At 52.6% G+C, this 23,142-nt stretch carries 15 protein-coding genes and 2 pseudogenes; 6 read left to right on the top strand and 11 right to left on the bottom strand.

Annotated features, from left to right (window positions below; all coding sequences use genetic code 11):
• Nucleotides 1–62 precede the first annotated feature (62 nt).
• Nucleotides 63–1,169 carry an alkene reductase gene (locus ACUY4Q_RS24550; protein WP_006687059.1) on the bottom strand — a complete coding sequence of 369 codons (1,107 nt, stop codon included), beginning with the start codon at nt 1,167–1,169 and terminating at the stop codon, nt 63–65.
• A 213-nt stretch (nt 1,170–1,382) separates the two neighbouring features.
• Here ACUY4Q_RS24550 and ACUY4Q_RS24545 point away from each other — a divergent pair, with 213 nt between their 5' ends.
• Nucleotides 1,383–1,712 carry a thioredoxin family protein gene (locus ACUY4Q_RS24545; protein WP_002431133.1) on the top strand — a complete coding sequence of 110 codons (330 nt, stop codon included), beginning with the start codon at nt 1,383–1,385 and terminating at the stop codon, nt 1,710–1,712.
• Between the two features lie 29 nt (nt 1,713–1,741).
• Here the strand turns inward: ACUY4Q_RS24545 and ACUY4Q_RS24540 are convergent, their stop codons facing one another.
• From ACUY4Q_RS24540 to ACUY4Q_RS24525, 4 genes are all read right to left on the bottom strand, one after another.
• A complete protein-coding gene (locus tag ACUY4Q_RS24540) occupies nt 1,742–2,080 on the bottom strand; it encodes a carboxymuconolactone decarboxylase family protein (RefSeq protein ID WP_000888080.1) in 339 nt (112 codons plus the stop codon).
• 4 nt (nt 2,081–2,084) lie between these two features.
• Complete coding sequence (locus ACUY4Q_RS24535; RefSeq protein ID WP_458047450.1) at nt 2,085–2,666, bottom strand: TetR/AcrR family transcriptional regulator; 582 nt, start codon at nt 2,664–2,666, stop codon at nt 2,085–2,087.
• A 141-nt stretch (nt 2,667–2,807) separates the two neighbouring features.
• Nucleotides 2,808–3,365, bottom strand: a complete 558-nt coding sequence (locus ACUY4Q_RS24530) for an OsmC family protein (RefSeq protein WP_000108589.1) — start codon at nt 3,363–3,365, stop codon at nt 2,808–2,810.
• Nucleotides 3,366–3,550: 185 nt separating this feature from the next.
• Nucleotides 3,551–4,135, bottom strand: coding sequence for a recombinase family protein (locus ACUY4Q_RS24525; RefSeq protein WP_458047449.1), 585 nt, complete (start codon nt 4,133–4,135; stop codon nt 3,551–3,553).
• A 160-nt stretch (nt 4,136–4,295) separates the two neighbouring features.
• On the opposite strand from ACUY4Q_RS24525, the gene ACUY4Q_RS24520 reads away from it, so the two are divergent.
• Nucleotides 4,296–7,280: a Tn3 family transposase gene (locus ACUY4Q_RS24520; RefSeq protein ID WP_458047538.1), complete on the top strand. Its 2,985-nt coding sequence runs from the start codon at nt 4,296–4,298 to the stop codon at nt 7,278–7,280.
• 35 nt (nt 7,281–7,315) lie between these two features.
• Nucleotides 7,316–8,035, top strand: a pseudogene (locus tag ACUY4Q_RS24515) (Tn3 family transposase); the annotation flags it as partial.
• A gap of 171 nt (nt 8,036–8,206) precedes the next feature.
• Here ACUY4Q_RS24515 and ACUY4Q_RS24510 read toward each other — a convergent pair.
• On the bottom strand, nt 8,207–9,763 hold the full coding sequence (locus ACUY4Q_RS24510; RefSeq protein WP_458047537.1) for an EAL domain-containing protein: 1,557 nt from the start codon (nt 9,761–9,763) through the stop codon (nt 8,207–8,209).
• A 703-nt stretch (nt 9,764–10,466) separates the two neighbouring features.
• Nucleotides 10,467–10,848 (bottom strand): annotated as a pseudogene (locus ACUY4Q_RS24505) (NAD(P)H-dependent oxidoreductase); the annotation flags it as partial.
• A gap of 87 nt (nt 10,849–10,935) precedes the next feature.
• Between ACUY4Q_RS24505 and ACUY4Q_RS24500 the strand changes: the two are divergent.
• Genes ACUY4Q_RS24500 through arsC form a run of 3 tightly spaced genes read left to right on the top strand, consistent with a single transcriptional unit; the run spans nt 10,936 to nt 13,028 of the window.
• Complete coding sequence (locus tag ACUY4Q_RS24500) at nt 10,936–11,256, top strand: metalloregulator ArsR/SmtB family transcription factor (protein WP_264643196.1); 321 nt, start codon at nt 10,936–10,938, stop codon at nt 11,254–11,256.
• 44 nt (nt 11,257–11,300) lie between these two features.
• Nucleotides 11,301–12,590: an arsenic transporter gene (locus ACUY4Q_RS24495; protein ID WP_458047536.1), complete on the top strand. Its 1,290-nt coding sequence runs from the start codon at nt 11,301–11,303 to the stop codon at nt 12,588–12,590.
• Between the two features lie 12 nt (nt 12,591–12,602).
• Nucleotides 12,603–13,028, top strand: a complete 426-nt coding sequence (gene arsC, locus ACUY4Q_RS24490; RefSeq protein WP_264643194.1) for a glutaredoxin-dependent arsenate reductase — start codon at nt 12,603–12,605, stop codon at nt 13,026–13,028.
• A 252-nt stretch (nt 13,029–13,280) separates the two neighbouring features.
• Here arsC and ACUY4Q_RS24485 read toward each other — a convergent pair whose 3' ends face one another.
• From ACUY4Q_RS24485 to traT, 4 genes are all read right to left on the bottom strand, one after another.
• The gene (locus tag ACUY4Q_RS24485; RefSeq protein ID WP_458047535.1) at nt 13,281–14,063 is read right to left on the bottom strand and encodes a DsbA family protein; all 783 of its coding nucleotides are present in this window, start codon (nt 14,061–14,063) and stop codon (nt 13,281–13,283) included.
• A 16-nt stretch (nt 14,064–14,079) separates the two neighbouring features.
• Nucleotides 14,080–19,530, bottom strand: a complete 5,451-nt coding sequence (gene mobF, locus ACUY4Q_RS24480; protein ID WP_458047534.1) for a MobF family relaxase — start codon at nt 19,528–19,530, stop codon at nt 14,080–14,082.
• Nucleotides 19,527–22,085: a type IV conjugative transfer system coupling protein TraD gene (gene traD, locus ACUY4Q_RS24475; RefSeq protein ID WP_458047533.1), complete on the bottom strand. Its 2,559-nt coding sequence runs from the start codon at nt 22,083–22,085 to the stop codon at nt 19,527–19,529. Before traD ends, mobF begins: the two co-directional genes overlap by 4 nt.
• A gap of 229 nt (nt 22,086–22,314) precedes the next feature.
• Nucleotides 22,315–23,040 (bottom strand): conjugal transfer complement resistance protein TraT, encoded by a 726-nt coding sequence (traT, locus tag ACUY4Q_RS24470; RefSeq protein WP_458047532.1) that lies wholly within the window; start codon nt 23,038–23,040, stop codon nt 22,315–22,317.
• Nucleotides 23,041–23,142: the final 102 nt, after the last annotated feature.

Below are 23,142 nucleotides of genomic sequence, written 5' to 3'. Positions count from 1 at the left end.
GATTCCTCAAAGACGTTGGGCGGTCGGATCTCACTTATCAGAGAACCGCGACCGTATGGGATTTATTGCGCCTGCCAGACCGGGTAATCGGTATAGCCTTTTTCCGGGGAACCACTGACGCCGTAGTAGGTGGCGCGGTCACTTTCTGCCAGTGGCCAGCCGTTTTGCATTCTTTCAACCAGATCCGGGTTAGCGATGTAGGGCACACCAAATGCCACCAGATCCAGCTCATCATCTTCCAGAGCCTGCTCTGCGATATCACGGGTAAAACCGCCGGCAGCGATGATGGTGCCTTTAAACGTGTTGCGAAAACGGCGGCGGAAGCCTTCCGGAAGTGGCGCTTTGGTGTACACCGGCTGATAGTAAAGGTGTACGTAGGCCAGTTCCCGCTGACCGAGCGCGTCGGTGATGGCTGACCAGGTTTGCTCTTCACCTTCATACGGCGCGAGGTCATAAATGCGGCCGAACGGTGACAGGCGCACGGCAACGTGGCTGTTACCCACGGCTTCCGCCACGGCGTCAATGGTCTCCAGCAGGAAACGCTGACGATTTTCCACCGAGCCGCCGTATTCGTCGGTGCGGGTGTTCAGTTCGCTACTGAGGAACTGGTCAAAGATGAATCCGTTTGCCGCCATGATTTCCACGCCGTCAAAGCCGGCTTCCATCGCCAGGCGTGCGGAGTGCACGAAGTCTGCAGTGATGCGTTTAACTTCATGCGTTTCCAGCGCGCGTGGCTGGCTTGGTACAACCGGGCCCGGTTCTCCGGATTCGGTCAGCGCAAAAACGGTGGTATTGACCGCCTGAACGGTGCCCGCTGAAACCGGCGCTATGTGGCCTGGCTGAAGAGAGACGTGAGACATACGGCCGACGTGCCAGAGCTGCGCGAAAATACGGCCACCTTTGGCGTGAACCGCTTGTGTCACCTTACGCCAGCCCTGGACGTGTTCGTCGTTGTAGATACCAGGGGTATAAAGGTAACCCCGGCCTTCTTCTGAAACCGGCATCCCTTCGGTGATGAGCAGGCCAGCAGAAGCACGCTGTGCATAGTACAAAGCCACGACCTCATCCGGCACGTCATTCATGGTGCGGGTGCGGGTCATCGGTGCCATGACTACACGGTTTTTTAACGCCAGGCCAGACAGATTGTAGGGGGTGAAAAGCTTACTCATCGTATACCTCACAAAAAACAAAAAGGAGTATCCCGGCAGGGATTTGCACAGCCCGGCAGTATCATCGACTGGACGTCGCGCACTGGAGTTGCATAAACATCTGATGGGTGGCAATATACCAACCATCTAGTAGGTAGGTCAATGGGTGTGTCGTATTTTTTTGTCATAACGCAGCCATTTCTGAATTGTCACTCATTTTGCGAGGTCATCACCATGCGTACATTAACAGCTTATAACGAAGATAATTTCCGCCAGATAGAGCAGTACAAAGGAATATCGGTGGTACGTTTCTCTGCACCCTGGTGTCCGCCCTGTCAGGCCAGCGAAGAAATGTTCAGTCAGTTTGCAGACCGGCTCGATAGAGATATTCAGGTGGGGAAAGTCAATGTAGATCAGGCGCCGGTGCTGACAACCAAATACGAGATCTGGGGGCTGCCGTCTGTGCTGATATTTCATGAAGGGCAATTAGTTAAACGCATACCGGGTGTGAAACCTGCATCGGTATATGCTCAGGCTATTGCGGACATAAAAAAAGGGCAGTAATGCCCTTTTAACGTGGAATTTATTAATGCTTAACCGCGTGCCTGACCGACGGCATCCAGAGTGCGGGCTGAATAAATGACCGCCGCGCCAGCGTTGAGGTTAATCGCCACGCCCAGCGCTTCAGCAATTTCAGCGTCGGTTGCACCGGCTTTCACAGCGGCGTCGGCGTGAAAAGCAATACAGCCGTCGCAGCGGGTTGTGACTGCGCACGCCAGGGCAATGAGTTCACGCACTTTTGCGCCCAAAAGGTCAGTTTTGTTACCTGCGTTGCCCAGGGCAACCACGCCTTTCATGGTCTCGGGGGTCAGTTTGCCCAACTCGCCTAAACGTTGCATTAACTCTGAGCGATAGTTGTTCCAGTCCAGCATAGTGTCATTCTCCTGAATGAGGGGTATTAAGAATCAGTTTTATATACTTAAGGCTGTTGGCGAAGACTTCGGGTCTGGCCGTTGCATGCGCCACTACGCTTGAGCCTTCACAGACATTAATGATCATCAAAGCAATATCTGATGGTTCGGCATGGGATGAAAACTCACCTGACTCCATGCCCGCCCTGACGACTTTTGTTAGCCACTCGATTTGCATATCGAAATAAAGTGATGTCTGTACAGTAATTGCCTGAGGCAGATTGGCGGTCTCTGCTGACAACGCACAACACAGTGGCAGTAGCGAAGCTTTATGGCTTTGCGCGAAGATATCGATGTAAGCCGCAATTCTTCTCTCCGCGCTTTTCTCAGTCGCCTCTATCTGCTCAAATACGCGTTGTGTATCAGAGAACGCCTGTATTACCACCTGCTCACCCAGAATATCTTTGGTCGGGAAATGGTGATGAATACTGGCCTTGGTGATACCCACTATTTTTGATAAATCAGCATAGCTGAATGCTGAATACCCTTTTTCGCGCATCAGGTGTTCTGCTTCGCTGAGCAGCCGTTCCCGTGTCATGGTTGTCATAATTACTCCATATAATCTACTAGTTGATAGATTATATTGTTGCTATTTTTCCGTAGCAAGTTGTATCACTGACTCAGTATCGTGCAGAGCTGAACGTCACTGCCATCCTGCATTCTGAATGGCAGCATTACATCTCTGACATCACGCCAGGCGTGTAATCATTTCAACCGGATTAGCCAGAGTATCGTGGATTGGCGAATTCTTTTGCATTTCGCTGACCAGCGCTTCTAACTCCTCGCGACTGGCGGTCTTGCTCGTAAGGTGAACATCGACGCGAATAGATTTCGCACCTTTACGCACGTTGCTGTCCAGCCCAAGGAAGCCGTTGAGGTTGATATCGAAATTAAGATCCAGCTCGATACCGTCCAGGTCGATCCCTTTTTCAGCAGCCATCATGGTAAGGGTGGCGGTATAACAGCCAGCCAGCGCTTGCATGATGTATTCAGTCGGGCTCATGCCGGTATCGGTGCCGAGTAAACCTGCGGGTTCATCACCAATATTAGAAAATTTCCCCACACGGCTGGTATCGATAACGCCGTTCTGGATTGTGGCGCCGGTCTCTGTGCGAACGGTTAATCCGCCGCTGGAACGGGCTTTCATCTGGAAAGTCAGGTTACCCAGGCCAGGCTGGCTGCGAACTGCTTCACGGGTATTGTGGATCGCAGCTGCGTCTGCAGAAGGTTTAACGGTAGTAGACATAATGGCTCCTGTAATTTCTTGATAAAAGGTATAGCTGGTGTAACCAGAAACTACCATCTAGTTGGTAGATTAGTATCGCGAACCTCTTTTGTCTACTCTTTTATAAAAAATAGGGGGAAAAGAACCCAGCAGGCTGTTTTATTTCATAATAACCATTTGATTTTTTTTATAATCTTCCCAGCCGCTCACTCTTGCAGCAATCCAGCCTTTACCCGAAGGATAGTCTGGCGGGTGGTATTAAATTCCCGGGCAATAGCACTGATACTGATGCCAGCATTTAGGCGCTCTGTCACTGTTTGCTTTTGTTCCTCGCTCAGGATTGGCGGGCGCCCAAAACGTTTACCCGATGCTTTGGCACGGGCAATACCTGCATGGGTGCGCTCAAGCAAAAGGTCCCGTTCAAACTCAGCGACTGCAGAAATAACCTGCATCGTCATCTTTCCGGCCGGACTTGTAAGATCCACACCACCTAATGCAAGGCAATGAACACGGATTTCTGACGCGGCGAGCAACTCCACCGTTTTCCTGATATCCATCGCATTACGCCCCAGTCGATCAAGTTTTGTCACGATCAGAACGTCACCATTTTCCATTCGATCGAGTAACCTAATAAATCCGGGGCGCTCTCCTGCAGCCACCGAGCCGCTGATGTATTCCTCGATTAAACGCTGTGGTCTGATGGCAAAACCTGCCGCCTCAATTTCTCTGCGCTGGTTTTCAGTGTTTTGCTCCAGTGTGGACACGCGGCAATAGGCAAAAACTCGTGACATAGGGTTACTTACTGTACGAAATGGATGTACTTATTATACGCTATGTCCGAAATTAATTTCACTCACTTTCGGATACTATGAACTCACCCTGACCGAAATCGACCGGTTTCGGTCACAGCGAACAAATAACAGATGAAAACTATACGCGAGGGAGGCATTTATGCCACGGCGACAGATACTGAGCAGCGAAGAGCAGGAACGCTTACTGGTTATACCAGATGATGAAATTATTCTGACCCGAATGTGTTTTCTGAACGAACTGGATATTGCGCTCATTAATAAGCACCGAAGGCCAGCGAATCGCCTGGGCTTTGCTGTATTACTCTGTTATCTGCGTGGACCTGGATTTATTCCGGACAAAAGCAGTGCTCCTCACAATGGCGTTGTATCCAGGGTTGCTTCCCGACTGAAACTTCAGCCTGATTTATGGCCGGAATATGCATCCAGAGAGCAAACCCGCTGGGAACATCTGACCGAACTTTATCGCTACCTGGAACTATCCCCGTTCAGCCGGTCAATGCAAAAAGACTGTATCCGTCATCTGCACCCCTATGCCATGCGAACTGACAAAGGATTTATGCTGGCGGAAGAAATGCTCAGCTGGCTACATAACAATAATGTTATTTTCCCTTCTGTTGAAGTGATCGAACGGACGCTTGCCGAAGTCGTCACGCTCGCTAACAGATCGGTATTTTCGACACTTACCGCGCAACTGGAAAAGCAGCATAAATCAGCACTCGACAGCCTGCTCATATCAGAGGGTGAACAACCTTCCCGTCTGGCATGGCTGCTACAGCCTCCGGGTAAAATAAACGGTAAAAATGTGCTGCAACATATCGACCGGCTTAATTCCATCGCTGCGCTGGGGTTGCCTGATGGTATTGCACTTTCCGTTCACCAGAACAGGTTGCTTAAACTGGCGCGTGAGGGCCGGAAAATGAGCAGCAGGGACCTGGCAAAATTCACCGAGGTCAGACGTTACGCTACGCTGGTTTGTATAATAACAGAGGCCAGGGCCACCCTGACTGACGAAGTGATTGATCTGCACGAGCGTATCCTGGGTAGTCTGTTCAGCAGGGCAAAACGCACGCAGGCCGAACGGCTCCAGCAAACGGGAAAGCTTATTCAGAGCAAGCTGAAGCAGTACGTTACCGTCGGGCAGGCGTTACTTAACGCCAGAGAATCCGGGGAAGATCCCTGGACTGCAATAGAAGATGTCCTTCCCTGGCAGGAATTCATCAACAGCGTGGAAGAAACGCGGTTTCTTTCCCGTAAGGGCAATTTCGACGCGCTTCATCTGATCACCGAAAAATACAGTACGTTGCGTAAATATGCCCCGCGTATGCTGTCAGCATTGCAGTTCATGGCGACACCTGCGGCGCAGGCGCTCAGCGATGCGCTGGACGCCATAACGGAAATGTACCGTAAACAACTTCGTAAAGTGCCGCCATCAGCGCCAACAGGGTTTATCCCTGAAAGCTGGCGAAAACTGGTGCTCACGCCTTCAGGCATCGACCGCAAGTACTACGAGTTTTGCGTACTGAATGAACTCAAGGGTGCATTACGTTCCGGTGATATCTGGGTAAAAGGATCGCGCCGCTACAAAAATTTTGATGATTATCTCATCCCGACTGCTGAGTTTGAGAAATCCCGACATAATGACCAGTTACAGTTGGCCGTTCAGACCGATAGCCAGGCATACCTTCAGGCCCGTATGACTCTTCTTGCATCTCGGCTGGAAGAAGTTAACGCGATGGCGCTTGCCGGTGATTTGCCCGATGTAGATATCTCAGATAAAGGCGTAAAAATCACTCCACTGGAGAACAGCGTTCCTTCAGGTGTTTCGCCCTTTGCAGATTTGGTCTATGGCATGCTTCCCCATCCGAAAATTACGGAGATACTGGAAGAAGTTGATAGCTGGACGGGATTTACGCGTCACTTCGCGCACCTCAAAAATAATAACGTCAGACCAAAAGACGGAAGACTGTTGCTGACCACCATTCTGGCTGACGGCATCAACCTTGGGCTGACAAAAATGGCGGAATCCTGCCCTGGGGCCACAAGATCGTCACTCGAAGGTATTCAGGCATGGTACATCAGGGATGAAACTTATTCAGCGGCACTGGCCGAACTGGTCAACGCACAGAAAGAGCGGCCTCTGGCCGCATTCTGGGGCGACGGGACAACATCGTCGTCAGACGGGCAGAACTTTCGGGTAGGCAGTCACGGACGTTATGCCGGTCAGGTCAATCTTAAATATGGTCAGGAGCCGGGCGTGCAGATTTATACGCATATCTCAGACCAATACAGCCCGTTCTACGCCAAAGTGATCAGCCGGGTGCGCGACTCAACCCACGTGCTTGATGGCCTGCTGTACCATGAAAGCGATCTGGAAATTACCGAGCATTACACCGATACCGCAGGCTTCACTGAACATGTTTTCGCCCTGATGCACCTGCTGGGATTCGCTTTTGCGCCAAGGATCCGTGATCTTCATGACAAGCGGCTGTTTATTCATGGAAAGGCCGAGCGCTATCCGGGGCTTCAGTCTGTCATATCAACAACCTGCCTGAATATCAAAGACATTGAGTCGCACTGGGATGAGGTATTGCGCCTGGCAACCTCGATTAAGCAGGGGACAGTCACCGCATCACTGATGATGAAAAAGTTAGCCAGTTACCCAAAACAGAATGGACTTGCCAAAGCGCTGAGAGAGATTGGCCGCATCGAACGGACACTATTTATGCTGGACTGGTTCCGTGATCCCGGTCTGCGCCGACGCGTGCAGGCGGGGCTGAATAAGGGTGAGGCCCGTAATGCCCTTGCGCGAGCGGTCTTTTTGCACCGTCTGGGTGAAATAAGGGATCGTGGGCTGGAGAATCAGAGTTATCGCGCCAGCGGGCTGACATTACTGACAGCAGCGATCACGTTGTGGAACACGGTATATATAGAAAGAGCTATTGAGTCACTAAAACGAAAGGGTATCCCGATAAATGAGCAACTGGTCTCTCATCTTTCTCCCCTGGGCTGGGAACATATCAATCTGAGTGGAGATTACGTCTGGCGTAATAATCTTAAGCTGGGATCCGGAAAATACCGCTCATTACGTACAGTCGATACCGCTTTGTACAAAAAACAGTCTTAGCGTGGGATAATTTCCGTTTTCCAAGCGGACCCCCTGCTGGTTTCACCGATCATGTCTTTGCCCTGATGCATCTGCTGGGGTTTGCGTTCTGTCCGCGAATCAGGGATCTCCACGACAAGAAGCTGTTTATCAAAGGGAAAGCAGACCAATACCCGGCGCTTCAGTCACTGATATCAACGACCAGCCTGAATCTGAAAGAGATCGAAATTCACTGGCGTGAAGTGCTGCGTCTGGCAACCTCGATAAAGCAGGGAACCGTGACGGCATCCCTGATGCTGAAAAAGCTTGCCAGCTACCCCAAGCAAAACGGACTTGCCAAAGCACTGAGGGAAATTGGCCGTATCGAACGAACTCTGTTTATGCTCGACTGGTTCCGCGATCCGGCACTTCGTCGGCGGGTACAGGCGGGACTGAATAAAGGAGAAGCCCGTAACGCGCTGGCGCGTGCGGTATTCCTGCACCGCCTGGGTGAAATCAGGGACCGAAAACCGGAAAATCAGAGCTATCGCGCCAGTGGACTGACGCTCCTGACAGCTGCCATATCCCTGTGGAATACCGTCTATATGGAAAGAGCGGTCGATGCCCTGAAGCGTAAAGGGGGGAAGATCAACGAGCAACTGCTGTCACATTTGTCGCCGTTAGGCTGGGAACACATCAATCTTACAGGCGATTATATCTGGAAAAGCAACCGGATACCTGCTTCCGGTAAGTTTCGACGGCTGAGACCAGCTAAAGTCGAAAGGGTCAAAAAATAGTCTTAACGTACAATAATTTTCGATATCCCAACTGACCCCTTCGTAGCGTCGGATCACCATGGAGGGAGGAAAGTCCGCTTTGTGCCAGGAGCAGACGTTTTGTTATTCTGAAATGCTCTCATTGTAGAGGGAAATGGTATCGACTTCTGTACCGTGATAAACGCTCCCTTTTTAGCATATGAGGAGGGCGCTAATCTCTTCAAATTTCATTGGTTTTGAAAAATACCAGCCTTGTGCACAGCAATCAGGGACGTTTTCCAGAAGAAAACGATACTGTGTTTCCGTTTCAACGCCTTCGAAAACAACTAAATTCGGCATATTATTTAACATTCCGATTAAGCCTGTCAGGATGGGATTAACTGAAAATTCAGTACTAATACAATCAATCAAGGATTTATCAATTTTAATTTCTTCGACATCAAGTAATGAAAGCCAGTTGAGATTTGAGTAGCCCGTCCCAAAGTCGTCCAGGGCGAATTGGATACCAGAGTCCTTATAAAGGATCATGGCTTTCTTTATTTCCTCGATGTTGGCATTTTGCCTTTCAGTAATCTCAAGCATAATCAGGTTTCCCGGAATTTTTTCGCGCTCAAGTATGGTAAAAAGTTTGGCTCGAAATACGTCATTACAGATATCCGAACAATTGACATTAATGCTCAGAATAATATTGTATCGATGCAGTATGGGAGCAAATTCAGCGAGAGCGTGCTCTACAACATAAAGACTTACTTTATTGATTAATCCATTTTTTTCAGCGAGCGGAATGAAAATATCAGGACCTATATTTCCTATATGATGATCATTCCAGCGAATCAGAGCTTCTGCACCTATCACACTGCGTGCTTCAACGTTGTAAATAGGCTGATAAACGAAGTGGAATTTTTCCTTGAGAATGGCATCTTCAAACCGGGAAAGTAAAGACTGATTTTTCTCCGTTATACTTATATACAATGCAGAATTCAAAAAGCCGATAATAATTGATACGGAAATAAGCAAAGCCAGGATGTAAATATTGTTATTGAAAAAAATGGGGAATTCCGCGCCTGTAATAACACAAATATCTTCAATGCTGCTACAGGAACGTGTAATAATGTAATTCAACCGGTGTGCCTGATGATGCTCAATCGCCTCGAGTAATTTTGTATTATTCCCGATGTTAAAAAAGTGATTTTTATGATTGTAGTCACCTACAATTGCACTGAAATTCATTTTCTCAGCCTCTTGCCAGAATCGCTGAAAAGCAAAAGGTGAGACAGTGATAGCAAAATTATTTGTATAAAGTACATCTGCAATAATATTTTCTTCAATTAGTGCATCAAAAACCCAGATATAACTTCCGCGGTTAACTTTATTTCTGTATAAATTCAAAGAAAGAGGAGTACTGAGCTTGCCCCAAAGCGCAGAACAGACAACGAGTTGATCACGGACATAGGCAATATCTTTGATAAGAGGATATGGCCAGAGACGCTTTCTTAGCTCCTGGAGATACTGTTCACTGCAGGGGGAGTAGACTGAGAACTCGTCACGCAAGCCATCAATCAGCTGAACCTGCTTAATCAGACTGTCACTTCTCGAAAGGATTGAATTAGAGTAAACTTCAAGTTTTTCATGGAGATACAAATAATAGGAACCTGAGCCAATGCCGTAACACAGGATAATCGTTAACATGACCGATACAAAATAAACCCTGGGGCGGCGAATGGCAAAATTCAGTATTCGTAGTTTCATTATGACAGCGTCCCCATGTCATTATCCCTATACGGGTGTAGCCGATATTACAGCGTTTAATCTACCCTTTTCCCATCTGTACGCATGTTCAGCGAACGGCATTACCAGGAACTATCGGCTTAAAGGATAAATACTTTAGCACTAAAGAACAGGCGCTTTAATTAACTGCTTTTCACATTAAAAATGTGATCCCACCCTCAAAGTGAAAGTTATTTTTTCCTTAAATTTCGATTCATTTCATCCATTATCATACTGGAATCAGGAATATCATGCGATGCGACCAGAACGGCTCTGACATCCGAGGGAGGGAAAGTGATGAATAAAATATGAACGGGTAGGGTATGGATGTTTTTCTTACTATCCTGATATGAAAAATTATCCACATACTCGTCAATTTCAGTTCGTGAGACCAGTTTTTTATTTTTAAAAATATATAGTTTTGGCATTTTACACTCTCTGCAGTTATTTGACTTTTTTATAAATATTGTCTATCACAAACGCATTCAATAGAGTCTGAATACGCGCAGATTCGATATGAAATGCTTCGGAAGCATAGTCGGGGTCCCCCCCTTTGTGCCTTTTAGAGAAACAATTCCAAATCCTCAAATTTTTTGTACATGCTACAGTGACAGCATTTTGCGATCTAAGCCTTATTTTAAGGATCAATTGCCAGTCCCCCACGGATGCTGACCATTCTATTTCTCACCACAAGGGTTTTGCGCCGGGAAGGACAAACAGCACTCCCGCTTGAGGTATCCAGTCTATCCATGCCTTTATAGCTGCGCTCATTACCCCATGCCGATCCGTATAACTCCATACTATCTTACCTGGTCGTGCATTTTAATGATTTTTGCGTAAGCATCCGCGCCCTCATTCGGCAGGGGTAAACCAAAGGGGTTAAACAGCCTGAACTCTGCACCCATTGCTGTCAGCAAACGGCCTGCGTCTTCCGCTGCAAAACGGCTTCAGGAGCGCTCTCTTACCGGACCATACAGAATCAGGATCCGTGGTGGCTCCTGTAGATACAGGCGTTCGGAGATTTGCTGATCAAAACAGTCAGCGTTCAGGGCAGGAAAGCGTTCCATTTGTTTATCCTTCGTAGTGATTTGCCGATTCCAAACTCAACACATATGATTTAACATATGTATATTCTAAAGGGAACGGAGTGACAAATGCTACAACCTGTTCAACTTTTCAAAATCCTGTCGGATGAAACCCGCCTCGCCATTGTGATGCTCCTCCGGGAATCCGGGGAAATGTGCGTCTGCGATATCTGCGCGGCCCTCACTGAGTCACAACCTAAAATCTCGCGCCACATGGCTATTTTGCGAGAGGCTGAGCTCGTCCTTGACCGTCGGGAAGGAAAATGGATCCACTATCGCCTGTCACCCCAGATGCCTGCATGGGCGGCTGGAACGATCACTACGTCCTGGGAGTGTCTGCGTAATGATGTGCGTGAATGGCTGGTAAAATCTGCTTGTACTTCCTGCTGAGATAATCATTCACATACATATAAGCATATATATAGGAGTCTGAAATGTTTCTGGCAGGGAGTATCTTTTTACTGACACTGGTACTGGTGATCTGGCAACCCAGAGGCCTGAGTATTGGCTGGAGCGCGAGTATTGGGGCTTTGCTGGCTCTGGGAACCGGTGTCATCCAACTTGCTGATATTCCCGTTGTCTGGAATATCGTCTGGAACGCGACAGCTGCATTTATTGCGGTGATCATTATCAGTCTGCTGCTTGATGAGTCCGGTTTCTTTGAATGGGCCGCACTACATGTCTCCCGTTGGGGTAACGGGCATGGACGCCTGCTGTTTACCTGGATAGTGTTGCTCGGTGCCGCTGTCGCGGCGCTGTTTGCCAATGATGGAGCCGCGCTGATCCTGACGCCGATTGTGATTGCGATGTTGCTCGCACTGGGATTTAGCCAGAGCACAACACTGGCCTTTGTAATGGCAGCAGGGTTTATTGCAGATACGGCCAGCCTGCCGCTCATTGTTTCTAATCTGGTGAATATCGTCTCGGCGGATTTCTTCGGTCTGGGCTTCACGCAATACGCCTCCGTTATGATCCCCGTTGATGTGGCAGCGATTGTGGCCACGCTGGTCATGCTGCATCTATTCTTCCGCAGGGATATCCCAGCGACGTATGACGTTTCGCTGCTGAAGACGCCTGCCAGTGCGATAAAAGATCCTGCGACCTTCAGGGCGGGCTGGATTGTCCTGTTATTGCTGCTTGTCGGCTTCTTTGTTCTGGAGCCGTTGGGGATCCCAGTCAGTGCAATAGCGGCGACTGGCGCAGCAGTGTTGTTTGTGGTGGCGAAAAGAGGTCATGCCATCAACACCGGGAAAGTCCTGCGCGGTGCACCATGGCAGATCGTTGTTTTCTCGCTGGGGATGTACCTGGTGGTCTATGGTCTGCGCAATGCAGGACTCACCGAGTATCTGTCTGGCGTGCTGAACCTGCTGGCAGACAAAGGGTTATGGGCAGCGACGTTCGGTACCGGCTTCCTGACGGCATTTCTCTCATCAGTGATGAATAATATGCCGACGGTGCTGATTGGTGCGCTGTCGATTGACGGGAGTACGGCGACCGGTGTCGTCAAAGAGGCAATGATTTATGCCAACGTGATTGGCTGCGATTTAGGTCCGAAAATCACTCCGATAGGCAGTCTGGCTACCCTGCTGTGGCTGCATGTGCTTGCCCAGAAAAATATGACGATCTCCTGGGGAGATTACTTCCGTACCGGCATTATTATGACTGTGCCAGTGCTGTTTGTTACTCTGGCCGCGCTGGCGTGGCGGCTTTCTGTCACTTTGTAATGAGATACTGATATGAGCAACATTACCATCTACCACAACCCGGCCTGTGGCACTTCACGCAACACGCTGGAGATGATCCGTAACAGCGGTAACGAACCGACCATTATTTACTATCTCGATACGCCACCAACCCGGGATGAACTGATTACACTTATTTCAGATATGGGGATTACGGTACGCGAACTGCTGCGTAAGAACGTTGAACCATACGAACAACTGGGTCTTGGTGAAGAGATATTTACTGATGAGCAGTTGGTTAATTTTATGCTTCAACATCCGATTTTAATTAATCGGCCAGTGGTAGTCACACCACTTGGGACGCGTCTTTGCCGCCCTTCGGAAATAGTGCTGGATATCCTACCGGAAGATCAAAAAGGCGCTTTTACCAAAGAGGATGGTGAGACGGTAATTAACGAAACAGGGAATCGGGTTAAGTAATCTTTCCTGTTCATATTATCGGACGCCCATTTACTCTATACGGGCGTCCGTTTTTCGCTCAAAGCGGACGTATTGGAAGCGGCATCGCTATGCTTATACAGATAGTAAAACGAACCTCTCGAGCTTATGAGGGTTACCATCATAAGCTCGAGAGGTTGGATAAGTCCGGGGTTTCCGGACGCGTCAGGCATCAACTTCCGGGCAGTCGGTCTGTATCTGGCGGGATTACATTCCGGCTGGCTTCGGTGAAGATCAGTTACTGGATTTTCTGATGGCCGCCTGGATTTGTTCTGCAGTTGCTGTACCCGGGAAGACGGTAATGGTTTTCGGCGTGGCATTGTTCACCGGCATTACTATCACTCCCGGCGTGCCGGTGAGTCCCAGTGTCCGGGCCAGCTGGTTGTTTTTCTCAAGCTGAGGGACGTAATCGGCCGCCGGTTTTCCCACGACCCCGGCTTTTTTTGCCGCCGCATCGATATCTTCTGCCGTCAGTTGTCCTTCGTTGTGACCCGTCTGGTACACGCTGTTGTGATACAAGGCGTAAGCCGCAGCACCCTTCTGTTTCCAGACATCAATGCCGCGCAGGGCTGCTTTCTCTGAATTTTCCCAGCGCGATGCGAAGATGGGCCATTCCTTAAAGATGTAACGCACGTCCGGGCTGGCTTTCATCACCTGCTCCATCACCGGTGCCAGATGACTGCAGTAAATGCACTGGTAATCAAAAAACTCAATCACGGCCACTTTTGCGTTATCCGGGCCGGTAACCGGGGTGTCCGCGTCACGCAGCAGCGCGTCCTGATTCTCCATCACGTTCAGAACCAGTGCCTGTTGCTGACGGGCCTGCTGTTGCTGCTGCAGTTTCTGGCTGACCTGGACCAGTACCTCCGGATGCGCCATCAGGTAGTCAGCCGCAATTTTCCCTATCTGAGCTTCCTGTTCGGGCGTGAATACCGGTGCAGGTGCTGCCTGCAGGGGGGTTAACTGAAAAATAGTGTATGTTGTAACTACTGATAACAGTGTCTTTTTAAGGTTCATCAGTGTGTTCCTGGGTTTAACGTTCTTTCTGAAGGGTATGGGTTCGGGTCAGTTCTTCATGCTCGAGGGTCCGGGCACGCTCCTGCGGTGCCTGCGGCAGCGTCACTTCCTCACGTTTACGTTCGGCCAGCTCACCGGCCACCCGCTCAGCGGTGCGGGACAGGTCCTGCAGGTCTTTCGCACGGTCAGTCAGCTCAATCTGGCTGATATCGGGTCTGACTTCCGGCTCCGGTCGCACCGCAGCAGCTATACGCGCGATGGTCTCTTTGTCCACGCTACGGTGTTCCGGTGAACGCGTGACTTCCGGCGGTATCACCGGCAGGTCAGGGATAATCTCAGGCGGAATGATAATGTTCTCCGGTTCACCAGGTTTATTCAGCGTCTGCGCGTGACGGCTGGCCACATTCTGTTCGGCCTGACGCTGAAGGGTGAGCGCCTCACCGGCGCTGATGACAGCGGCGCGCATATCCGGCACTTTCTCCCCCGGCGGAACCGGCGGCAGAATGACGTTGTCCATTCCGTCTTTCACCGCCTGCGCACGTGCCGCATCGACTGCCTGATCCGTCCCTTTGCTGACTTTGAGCATCCAGGCCGACGGTCGTTCCTCGCCAGTCTGCCAGACAACTCCGTCGCGGGGATGGTCCTGCAGGGCTTTTATGGCCCCGGCAAGGTCTTTCACCACCTGCGTGTTACCGGACTCGCTGCGCTGCAGCACCGCACCGGTGGCCCCTTCCGTGGCCACCATACGCACGGCGCCCTGTGCCAGGCGCCCGTTATCGCCGGCCACTATCGACACCAGGGCCAGCCCGGCCGTTTTCCCGTTGTTGTCATACAACGGCAGTGCCATCGCAGGCTCCGGGAAACGCATCGTGGCCGGGATGATGCGTGCTGACATTCGCTGGCCATCCACGCCTTCATGCCGGGACCAGGCCCGGCCGATCGCTGTCTTGCTGAGCGGTTGCCCCATGGACCAGATAAGCCGTGCCTGCTTACGCTCCGTTTCAGGTTTAAGCGCGTCATGTGCCGTCTTTATGCTGCTCTCCGGCTTTTTCACCGCATCAACCCACTTCTGCGTGCCGTCCGTGTAAATCTGGACGTGTTCCCTGGTACGGGACGCCGAAATATAAAAGGCACGCTTCGTGGCCATGTACTGACGGCCCCCCTCCGTTCCCTCCAGGGAAATCACATAGTCGCTGCTGGCCCCCTGAGAGCCGTAGCCGGTGACGGCCCAGGCGTAGTCGATATTCTGTTCGGCCCGGACAGCGGCAGGATTAATCACCTTTGTTCCTGACGCCCCTTTCAGCACGACGTCGCCGTTATCCCGGACAGACTCAACCGTATACCGCGCATTGGCTGTCTGGCCACGGTTACGGTCGGTCAGGGTAAAGCGCACCTCAGTGCCGGCACGCACTTCCATCTGGCTGCGCATAAACAGCTCCACATCGCCGGTCAGGAGTTCCCGGGGGGAATAGAGACCCAGCCTGCCGTCTTCATCCTTCACGGTGACCATCGAGCCGTTCCGGTCCACGGCGATGACATCCTGCCAGGCGTCACCCCGTTTCAGGACCATGCCGGCAGACCAGGCCTTCGTCTTGTTGAATTCATGGCGGGTGTGGGTAATTTTATCCAGCACCGGCAGCGTGATGGCTTTATCACCAAGTTCCTGCCGTTCAGCCATGCCGGCATAAATCCCTGCGTTGATGGCCTGACGGTCGGCGTTCAGCTGGGCGATAATCAGGGTACGTGCACGGGCATCCGGGGTACGCGACAGCCAGTCTGCCACCACGGCTTCTGCGGGGATTTCTGCATCTGAAATTCCCTTTTCCGGGACCGCGAAGTCTGATGCCCCCTCCCTGATCACTTTATCCTGCGGCTGCGCGGCCAGACGCGTCAGGGCCGCATCAATACGGCTGTCGATGATGTCATGCACGGCATTTTTCAGGTTCGCCTCGTTCTGGCGCACAATCTGTTTCATGATGGCCATGTCCATCGGACTGCGCTCCTGAATTAATTTAAACGGCGCACCGGACTCGATAGCCTCGAACTGGTCAATGTCACCCATCGATACTCCGCGACCGCCGCCGGCCTTAATGGCCTGATAGACGGCAGCCATATCCTGGTTACCCAGCATCGAGGACTCATCCATCAGAAAGACCTGGTTGCGGTAATCCGGTTTTTCTCCGGCCGCCAGCAGCTGTTCGTGATCGACGATGAAGGATTTGGCCGTCTGCGCCTCGATCCCCACGTCTTTCAGCTCCTTTACGGCCTGATGCGTCGGTGCCAGCCCCAGCAGCTGCGGGCGGGACGTTTCCGGTAGCGTGTCCAGTGCAGCTTTGACTGCACGCACCTGGGTGGTTTTACCGACCCCGGCATAGCCCTGGATGCCGGTGAACTGGTCACGACTGCCAAGCACCAGTAACGCCCCCGCTTTCTGTCCGGTCGTCAGACCGTCAAGCAGTAGCGGGTCAACCTGCTCCAGCAGGGGCGTCTGCGTATCCTTGCCCTCCGTCACCGCACTGATGATGGCCTTTTCCATTTCCCAGGTGGCGCGCGCCACCAGGAGCGGCTGCGCCCGGTTCGGTACCCGGATGAGGTCGCCCCGTTTCACCATGCCGGTAATTTCTGCGTCAATGGCCATGATGTCCGGATGAAAATCAGACGCCGCCGTTGCGAGCTTCAGTTCGTCAAACATCACCCCCTGCTGATCGGCGATCGCACGATGAACGGCAAGCGCCGCCTCGCTTTTAACATTACCGCGCAGCTGCGCCACGGCTTTATCCGTATCCTGTTCGCCACTGAGTCTGCTTACAAGCTGCAGCGGCGAACTGTCCGTGCGCATACGCTGCATCCGTGCCTCTGCCCTGTCCTGCGCTTCGGCGGTAAAGATTTCGGCTTTGTCACCCGACTGCGCCAGCGAGTTGATGGTCTGGGTGGTGATATCGCGGGAATTGAGGGCGGCCAGTACGGTGCCGCTTTCGTTATCCCTGTTGCCGGGTGACGCGACATACGCATGGCTGACATACAGGGGACGGTCGGCAGGCAGAACGATTTTTTTGCCGTCCCGCAGCGCCTCAATGCCTTTCTCACTGATAGCTGTCACGGTCAGGCGGTCTTTCGCCTTCAGCCCGGCGGGTTTATCCGCAGCCATCGATATCAGTTTCTCCCCCGGTACCACGGACAGGTTTTCGCTGTTATACAACCGCCAGTCAGCCGAGAGGTCGCCCATTTTCTGGCGCGACAGCACCCCGTCACTGTCGATAAGTGACAGCATGCGGGTGTCATCATGGACACGCCCGATGACGTAGTGGCGCGTTTCCTTTTCACTTCTGTCTTCCAGTACCTGCCCGGCCCGGTAGCTGCCCGCCATCCGGCGGGTTTTATTGTCCAGCCAGACGGGTGAGCGGGCCTCTATCGTGACACCGTCACGCTCAAGCTGTCCGGCGTTCTGCAGGGCATCGCGTATCAGCCCCGTCATGTGCTTCTGTTCTCGCTGCCCGATAACAATGGCGGTCACGGGTTCGCTGCCGGCACTGAGTTCGGCATAACGGGTGGCCATCGCTTCGTAGCGATCGCGCTTGTCGGCAATACTGACCACGGCGGCCTCCAGTCCCGGGGCCGGTTCGGTTCGCCGGCTGCGGCTCACGCCGGCAGATTCGAGGACCGACATGGCATTGCCGTTCGCCTGACGGCCGGCACTGTCCAGAAAAATGAGCTGAGCCCCTTTTTCCCGGGCTTCACCGAGCAGCACCAGCGTTTCCTTCAGTCCCAGACGCTCAGCCCCTTCAATAATCAGCGTACTTTGCGTCGTCAGACTGAATTCTCCGCTCAGCACCTGCTGGCGGCCAGTGAGTCGGTCCCGCAGCCTGTCGGATTTAGACAGGGAGATGGCGCGTTCGGCGGAGCTTGCCAGTACCTGGACGCGGCGTCCGTGTGACGCCGAGACGGCGGTGATTTGTTCCGTGAGTTCACGGATACCGGCCACCCCTTTCGGGGCATTCATCAGGACCAGCGGGTCCTTTTCCACGACCGACAACACGGCCGGTGCCTTTTCTGCAGGCTGACGGAAACTGACGACCCGCGCCTCCCGGAGATGGTCCTTACTGAGTGCCTGAATGGACAGTTCATCCAGCAGATGGTTACGCGAGGTAAACACGCCCTTTTCGCTGTCCAGCGGGACAATCAGCCCTTCGCTCAGCGACACATTGAGTGCCGCTTTAAGCTCTTTCACGTCCGGGATTTTGTCGCTGAATTCCGTGGTGCTGAGCATCAGTTCCCCCCAGGTAAAACGGGTTTTGCTGTCACTCAGCTGCGAGATGGCCATCCTGACCGCATCAGCCACCTCCGGGCGGATATCCGGGGCAACCGCCTGCGTCAGTGACTGAACGACTGAAGCAGGTGGGGTGAAGCCCGCCTCCTTCTCTCTTCCCGGCTCACCGGTACGGTCCGACTCCTGTGGGTCCCTTTCATGGTGTGTGGCAGACGGTGGGGAGGCAGGCACCACCTGACCGGGAATGACGTTCTCCGTGCGCTCAGGGCGTGGCGCGGGAGAGGTATGCACAGGTTCTCGCGGTACCACGCTCGCCTGATACTCCCGGATGTTCCAGCCCTTTTCCGTCATCTGACCAATCCAGCGCTCCATCAGCCGCAGACGCGACGGGTCTACTTTCGCCTGGCGGGTATCTTTCGCCGCCACGTCGCGACTGCGCAGGGTGGCTTCAGCCCCGACAGCCCCCTGAATTTCTCGCCCACGGGAGGAATATTCCTCCCGGATTTCAGCCGGCACCCCTTTGATTTCCCACATCCCGTGCGGGCCGACTTCTTCCACTTCATGCCCCAGCGCTTCCACGTCGGCCTTCAGGGTGTTCCGGTAGATTTTTCCCAGTGTGACCTGCATTTTCATCACGGTTTCAATAAAGCCGGCATCGTGGATTTTGTCAGTGGCCAGGGCTTTCCATTTCCCGTTCAGTTCGGTCATGTTGGCGACCAGCATGTGGGTATGCAGCTGAGGGTCAAGGTTGCGGGACGTATCATGCGTGAACAGAGCAGCAACCAGTTTGCTGGTCTGAACAATCGAGGTTTTACCGTCGACGGTCTCCCGCGCGGAAATGAGTTTTTCCACATAGGTGGCCGCCACACGCACGGCGTGCTGATGGGCTTCCAGCATCGCTTTATCACCGCCGATGAGCGCCAGAATGGAGACACTTTTGGGCGCGGAAAAGGTCAGGTCGTGGCCCGCCCGGTGCACATGGTTGCCGTTGATTTCTTTGCCCAGGCGGGTGCCGTCCGGCAGACGGCCCTCCAGTACAGCGGTCAGGGTGTCGCTGCGTACCTGCCCTTCCAGCCCGAGTTCGCTGGCCCCCTCGCCCAGCCATTCGCTCTCGAGCTGGCCGAGAAAGTAATAGTTATCTTTGTTGCCATAATAGGCTGCCGCATCACCGGCAGACGCGATGGGGGCGACTGACATCATAAGTCGTGTTCTCCGTCTTCATACCGTTCCAGGTCATCCATGCTGTAGCCGGGGTCGTCGTTGTGACGATGGCGCAGGATGTTCTCTTCCTCGTCCGCCATCCGGCGACTGGCTTTGTTGTCTTCACGGCTTTCCTGTTGCTCTGGCTGTTTGCCTGCCGTGGTTATCTGCAGGCCGCCGTCTTCCAGTTCCCTGACAGCCATCTCCAGCTCCTGAGCCTCGCCGCCACTTTCTGTTTCCTCCGTGCTGGTATCGTCCGTCACCGGAACCCGTTGCCGCAGACGATTCAGCCTGTTAAGTGGGCTGTTTGCCGGTGGAGGAGTTGCCCTGGAAGAACCTGATACTGCCGGAGGGGTCTCATGAACCGTCCCACGTGGAGCGACAACAGGCCTCTCCTCCACACCGTCCGGGGTGAGTTGTGGTTCAGCGACAATGACAGGCTGACTGGCAGAAGCGTCAGGAGGCGTAGCTGGCGCAGAACGCGGGGGTATTGCGGGTCTGATTGCCACGACATTATCCGGGAGCGGCAGCGATTCGGATTTGGATTTGGATATGCTGGAATCAGTCTCCACGGTTTCCCGCTGGACGGGGGCGACGTGAGGCACGTTCTGTTTAACCGGTGTTACCTCCGCCATCACGCGGGGTGTCACCACGGGTTTCGGGGTCGGTTTACTGGCCTCCGTTGCCGGTGCGGCATCCTCCATCTTTTCATCACCGGTCGGGAACGAAATCCCCGCCAGTACCCTCGACCGCTCATTATCATGAACCAGCTTTTCCAGCTCCGGGCTGAGTGCATCCCGAAAGTCACGCTCAATGAAGCCGGGATGTATTTTCTTCATCTTCCGATACTTCAGGCCCAGCCGGACAATCGGATACTCACCGGGCAACCTGACGTAAAACTTCAGATTGGGGAGCTTCATAATCTGTTCGTAATCAACGACGGACTCTCTGACACGGTTCTTGCCTATCGACACACCGTCACGCACGGAATCCATACCGTAGCTGTTCTGCTCCTGGGCTTCCTTACGTCGCTGAGGGCCCAGTTCCTCTTCAACAATTTTTGCCACTTCAGCACTTGGAGAACGGCCATACATGCGGGTGTTGAGCAGGTCAAAAATCGATTTGGCCTGTTCACGGCCATAGACGTTAATCAGCTGCGGCATGTTCTGAATACCAATGACGAAGCAGCTACCAAATTTGCGGCCTTCAGCCAGCGTCTCAGCGAAATTTGGGATTTTCTGAAGACTGGTTTTTTCGTCAAAAATAAACCACACCCTCCGGTCGGGGTTTTCACCCATACTCTGCAGAAAGATCGTCGCCATAGAGACCCACATGGAAATCAGAGGACGTACGCTCTGACGATGGCGTGACAGGGTGGAAATAAACAGCCAGCTGTTGTCGTGCGCTTCACTGGTCATCCAGTTACGAATGGTAAATCCAGGACGTGTCCCGTCGTCGAGTCCCTGCAGATAACGCAGGGCTTTGGCGTAGTTGGTTACAACGGATCGAATGGAGATGGCAGTCTTTTCAATTTTCTCTTCCACCAGGTTGGCAGAGGGGGTGTTGGCCAGATACTCGCGCAGGCTTTTCATGCTGAGCGACAGCAGTGTCTTGAGGAACTTCTCGATGCTCCTGTCAGGGTCGGTTGACATACGGATAGCCAGGTCGGCCCAGATGGTGCGCGAACTGGAAACCCAGAACGGGTCCGATTCCCCTTCGACAGGTATCAGGCTGGCGGCCATGTTTTCATAGTCGACCACATCCATACACTCGCCCCACATCTGCCAGTTTGCACAGCGGTCATCATGGGGATTAAGAATGAAATCCGTCTTCGGGTTGAAGTGCGTCTCGGTGAACGTACACCCGGAGTCATAGATGATGGCGCGATCGCCACGTTTACGGATGTAATCAAGCAGCCACCTGATAAGCGTTGATTTCCCGACATTAATTGTTCCGTGGATAAGGAAATTCATAATTTCAGCACGATCAACCATGTGCAGATCGCCCACACGCAAATCAGACCGCTCGCCGTTCCTCCGAAGCAGCCGGTTCACTTCTGCCGGTTTATCCGTGAGCGTCATGCCGGAGATAAACTCGTTCTCACTCTCCTTTTTGCCTATCCGGGTGACATACATCGTTGCCCCGGCGAACACGCACACGCTGACAATGCCGCTGACTGTGGCCGCAGACTGCAGCTGCGCCAGAACACGGTCGCCCATGGCCTGCATATACGGGTCGGTCAGCATCTGTGGCAGCGTCATTTTGAGGATCAGCGCGGTATTCGTGGGCGCATAGAAATAATGGATGTCATACAGCTTTCCCTGCCCGACCGGTATAAGGTCGATAAAGCTGCTGTTCATCCAGGCAAACCAGTAAAGGCTCCCGTTATCCAGTACCTCCTGGGGGGTGCGCAGAAGAAAAAGGGCAGCGGTAATAATGGCGAACAGAATGAATACCCAGAAACCTATCCAGTTATTCACCTGCAGAAACATGCGCCAGCGATAGGCGGTCATCTGCCCGCCCTGGGTGAGATTTTTGCCTGCGAAAGTGCTCATAGATTTTGTCCAGACAACATCGCACCACCCGGACTTATGCTCAGGTAGTGTTCAGTGAAAATACGGAAGCGCTCGCCGCAGACCGGAAAGCGCATAGCGTTATCCGGCGAGGAAGCGAAACATCCACGGAATTAAGGCGGGCACGTACGCCCGGAGTGACAGAGAAAAAGCAGAACTAAAGACTGACCGGGATGAAAAGCAGTGGCGGGGGGCCACTGCTTCAGGATGATTACATGATGCCTGCTACGGATTTGGCCAGCTGCGCTTCAAGCACCGGCTTGGCTTCTTCAAACTTCAGGTTGACCTTATTGGCGTTGGACACGACACGGGTCTGATATTTGTGGCGGTTGCCCTCTTCAGAGCTGGTCTGGATTTTCACACCCGAGTTACCCTGCCTCAGCGCGGCCACGTTGCCGGTTGTTACCGTTGCTTTCGTCCGCTCGGAGATTTGCAGGTCGGTTACCATCGTGAAATTCACGTCTTCGACCATCGCATCGGCGGCCATGCCGACAAGTCCCGCTGCCAGACCCACACCCAGGGTGGCACCTGCAGACGAGGAATTATAAGCAGTGATACCTGCCCCCAGAGCTGCACCGGTTGCCGCCCCCTCATAACCGCTGCTCAGGAAACCCTGAGTCTGACGCAGATCCATTTTGTCGGCTTTAAGCACGTTCGCCTGCACCCAGTAATATGCTGTATCCGGAGAACTGGAAACTTTATAGCCTTTAGCCGTCAGGTCATTCGCAATAAGCGTCTGCAGGTTGGACATATCTTTATCCGACGTATTACGCACCTGGATATAGACGGTTTTTTCATTAGATGGCTCAAGCCATACTGTTTCGCTCATCTGGGTTTTCACTTCCAGATTACGCTTTTTGACCGCCGTGGACATTGCGCCACAGCCGGAAAGGGTAAAGGCAGAAAGTACAACAGCCGCAACAATTGTTTTGTTCATTAATTAAGATCCTTCGTAATTTTTGATATCCAGATACTCAGATTATTCAACGGAGAGTATCGGCAGGCAGAAGTGGAACTTTAGAGATAGAGAAAAGCCTCG

The sequence above is a fragment of the Phytobacter cepae genome, assembly GCF_054165735.1.
Note: the sequence above shows the minus strand (reverse complement) of the source record. Positions and strands in the feature narration are given on the sequence as shown.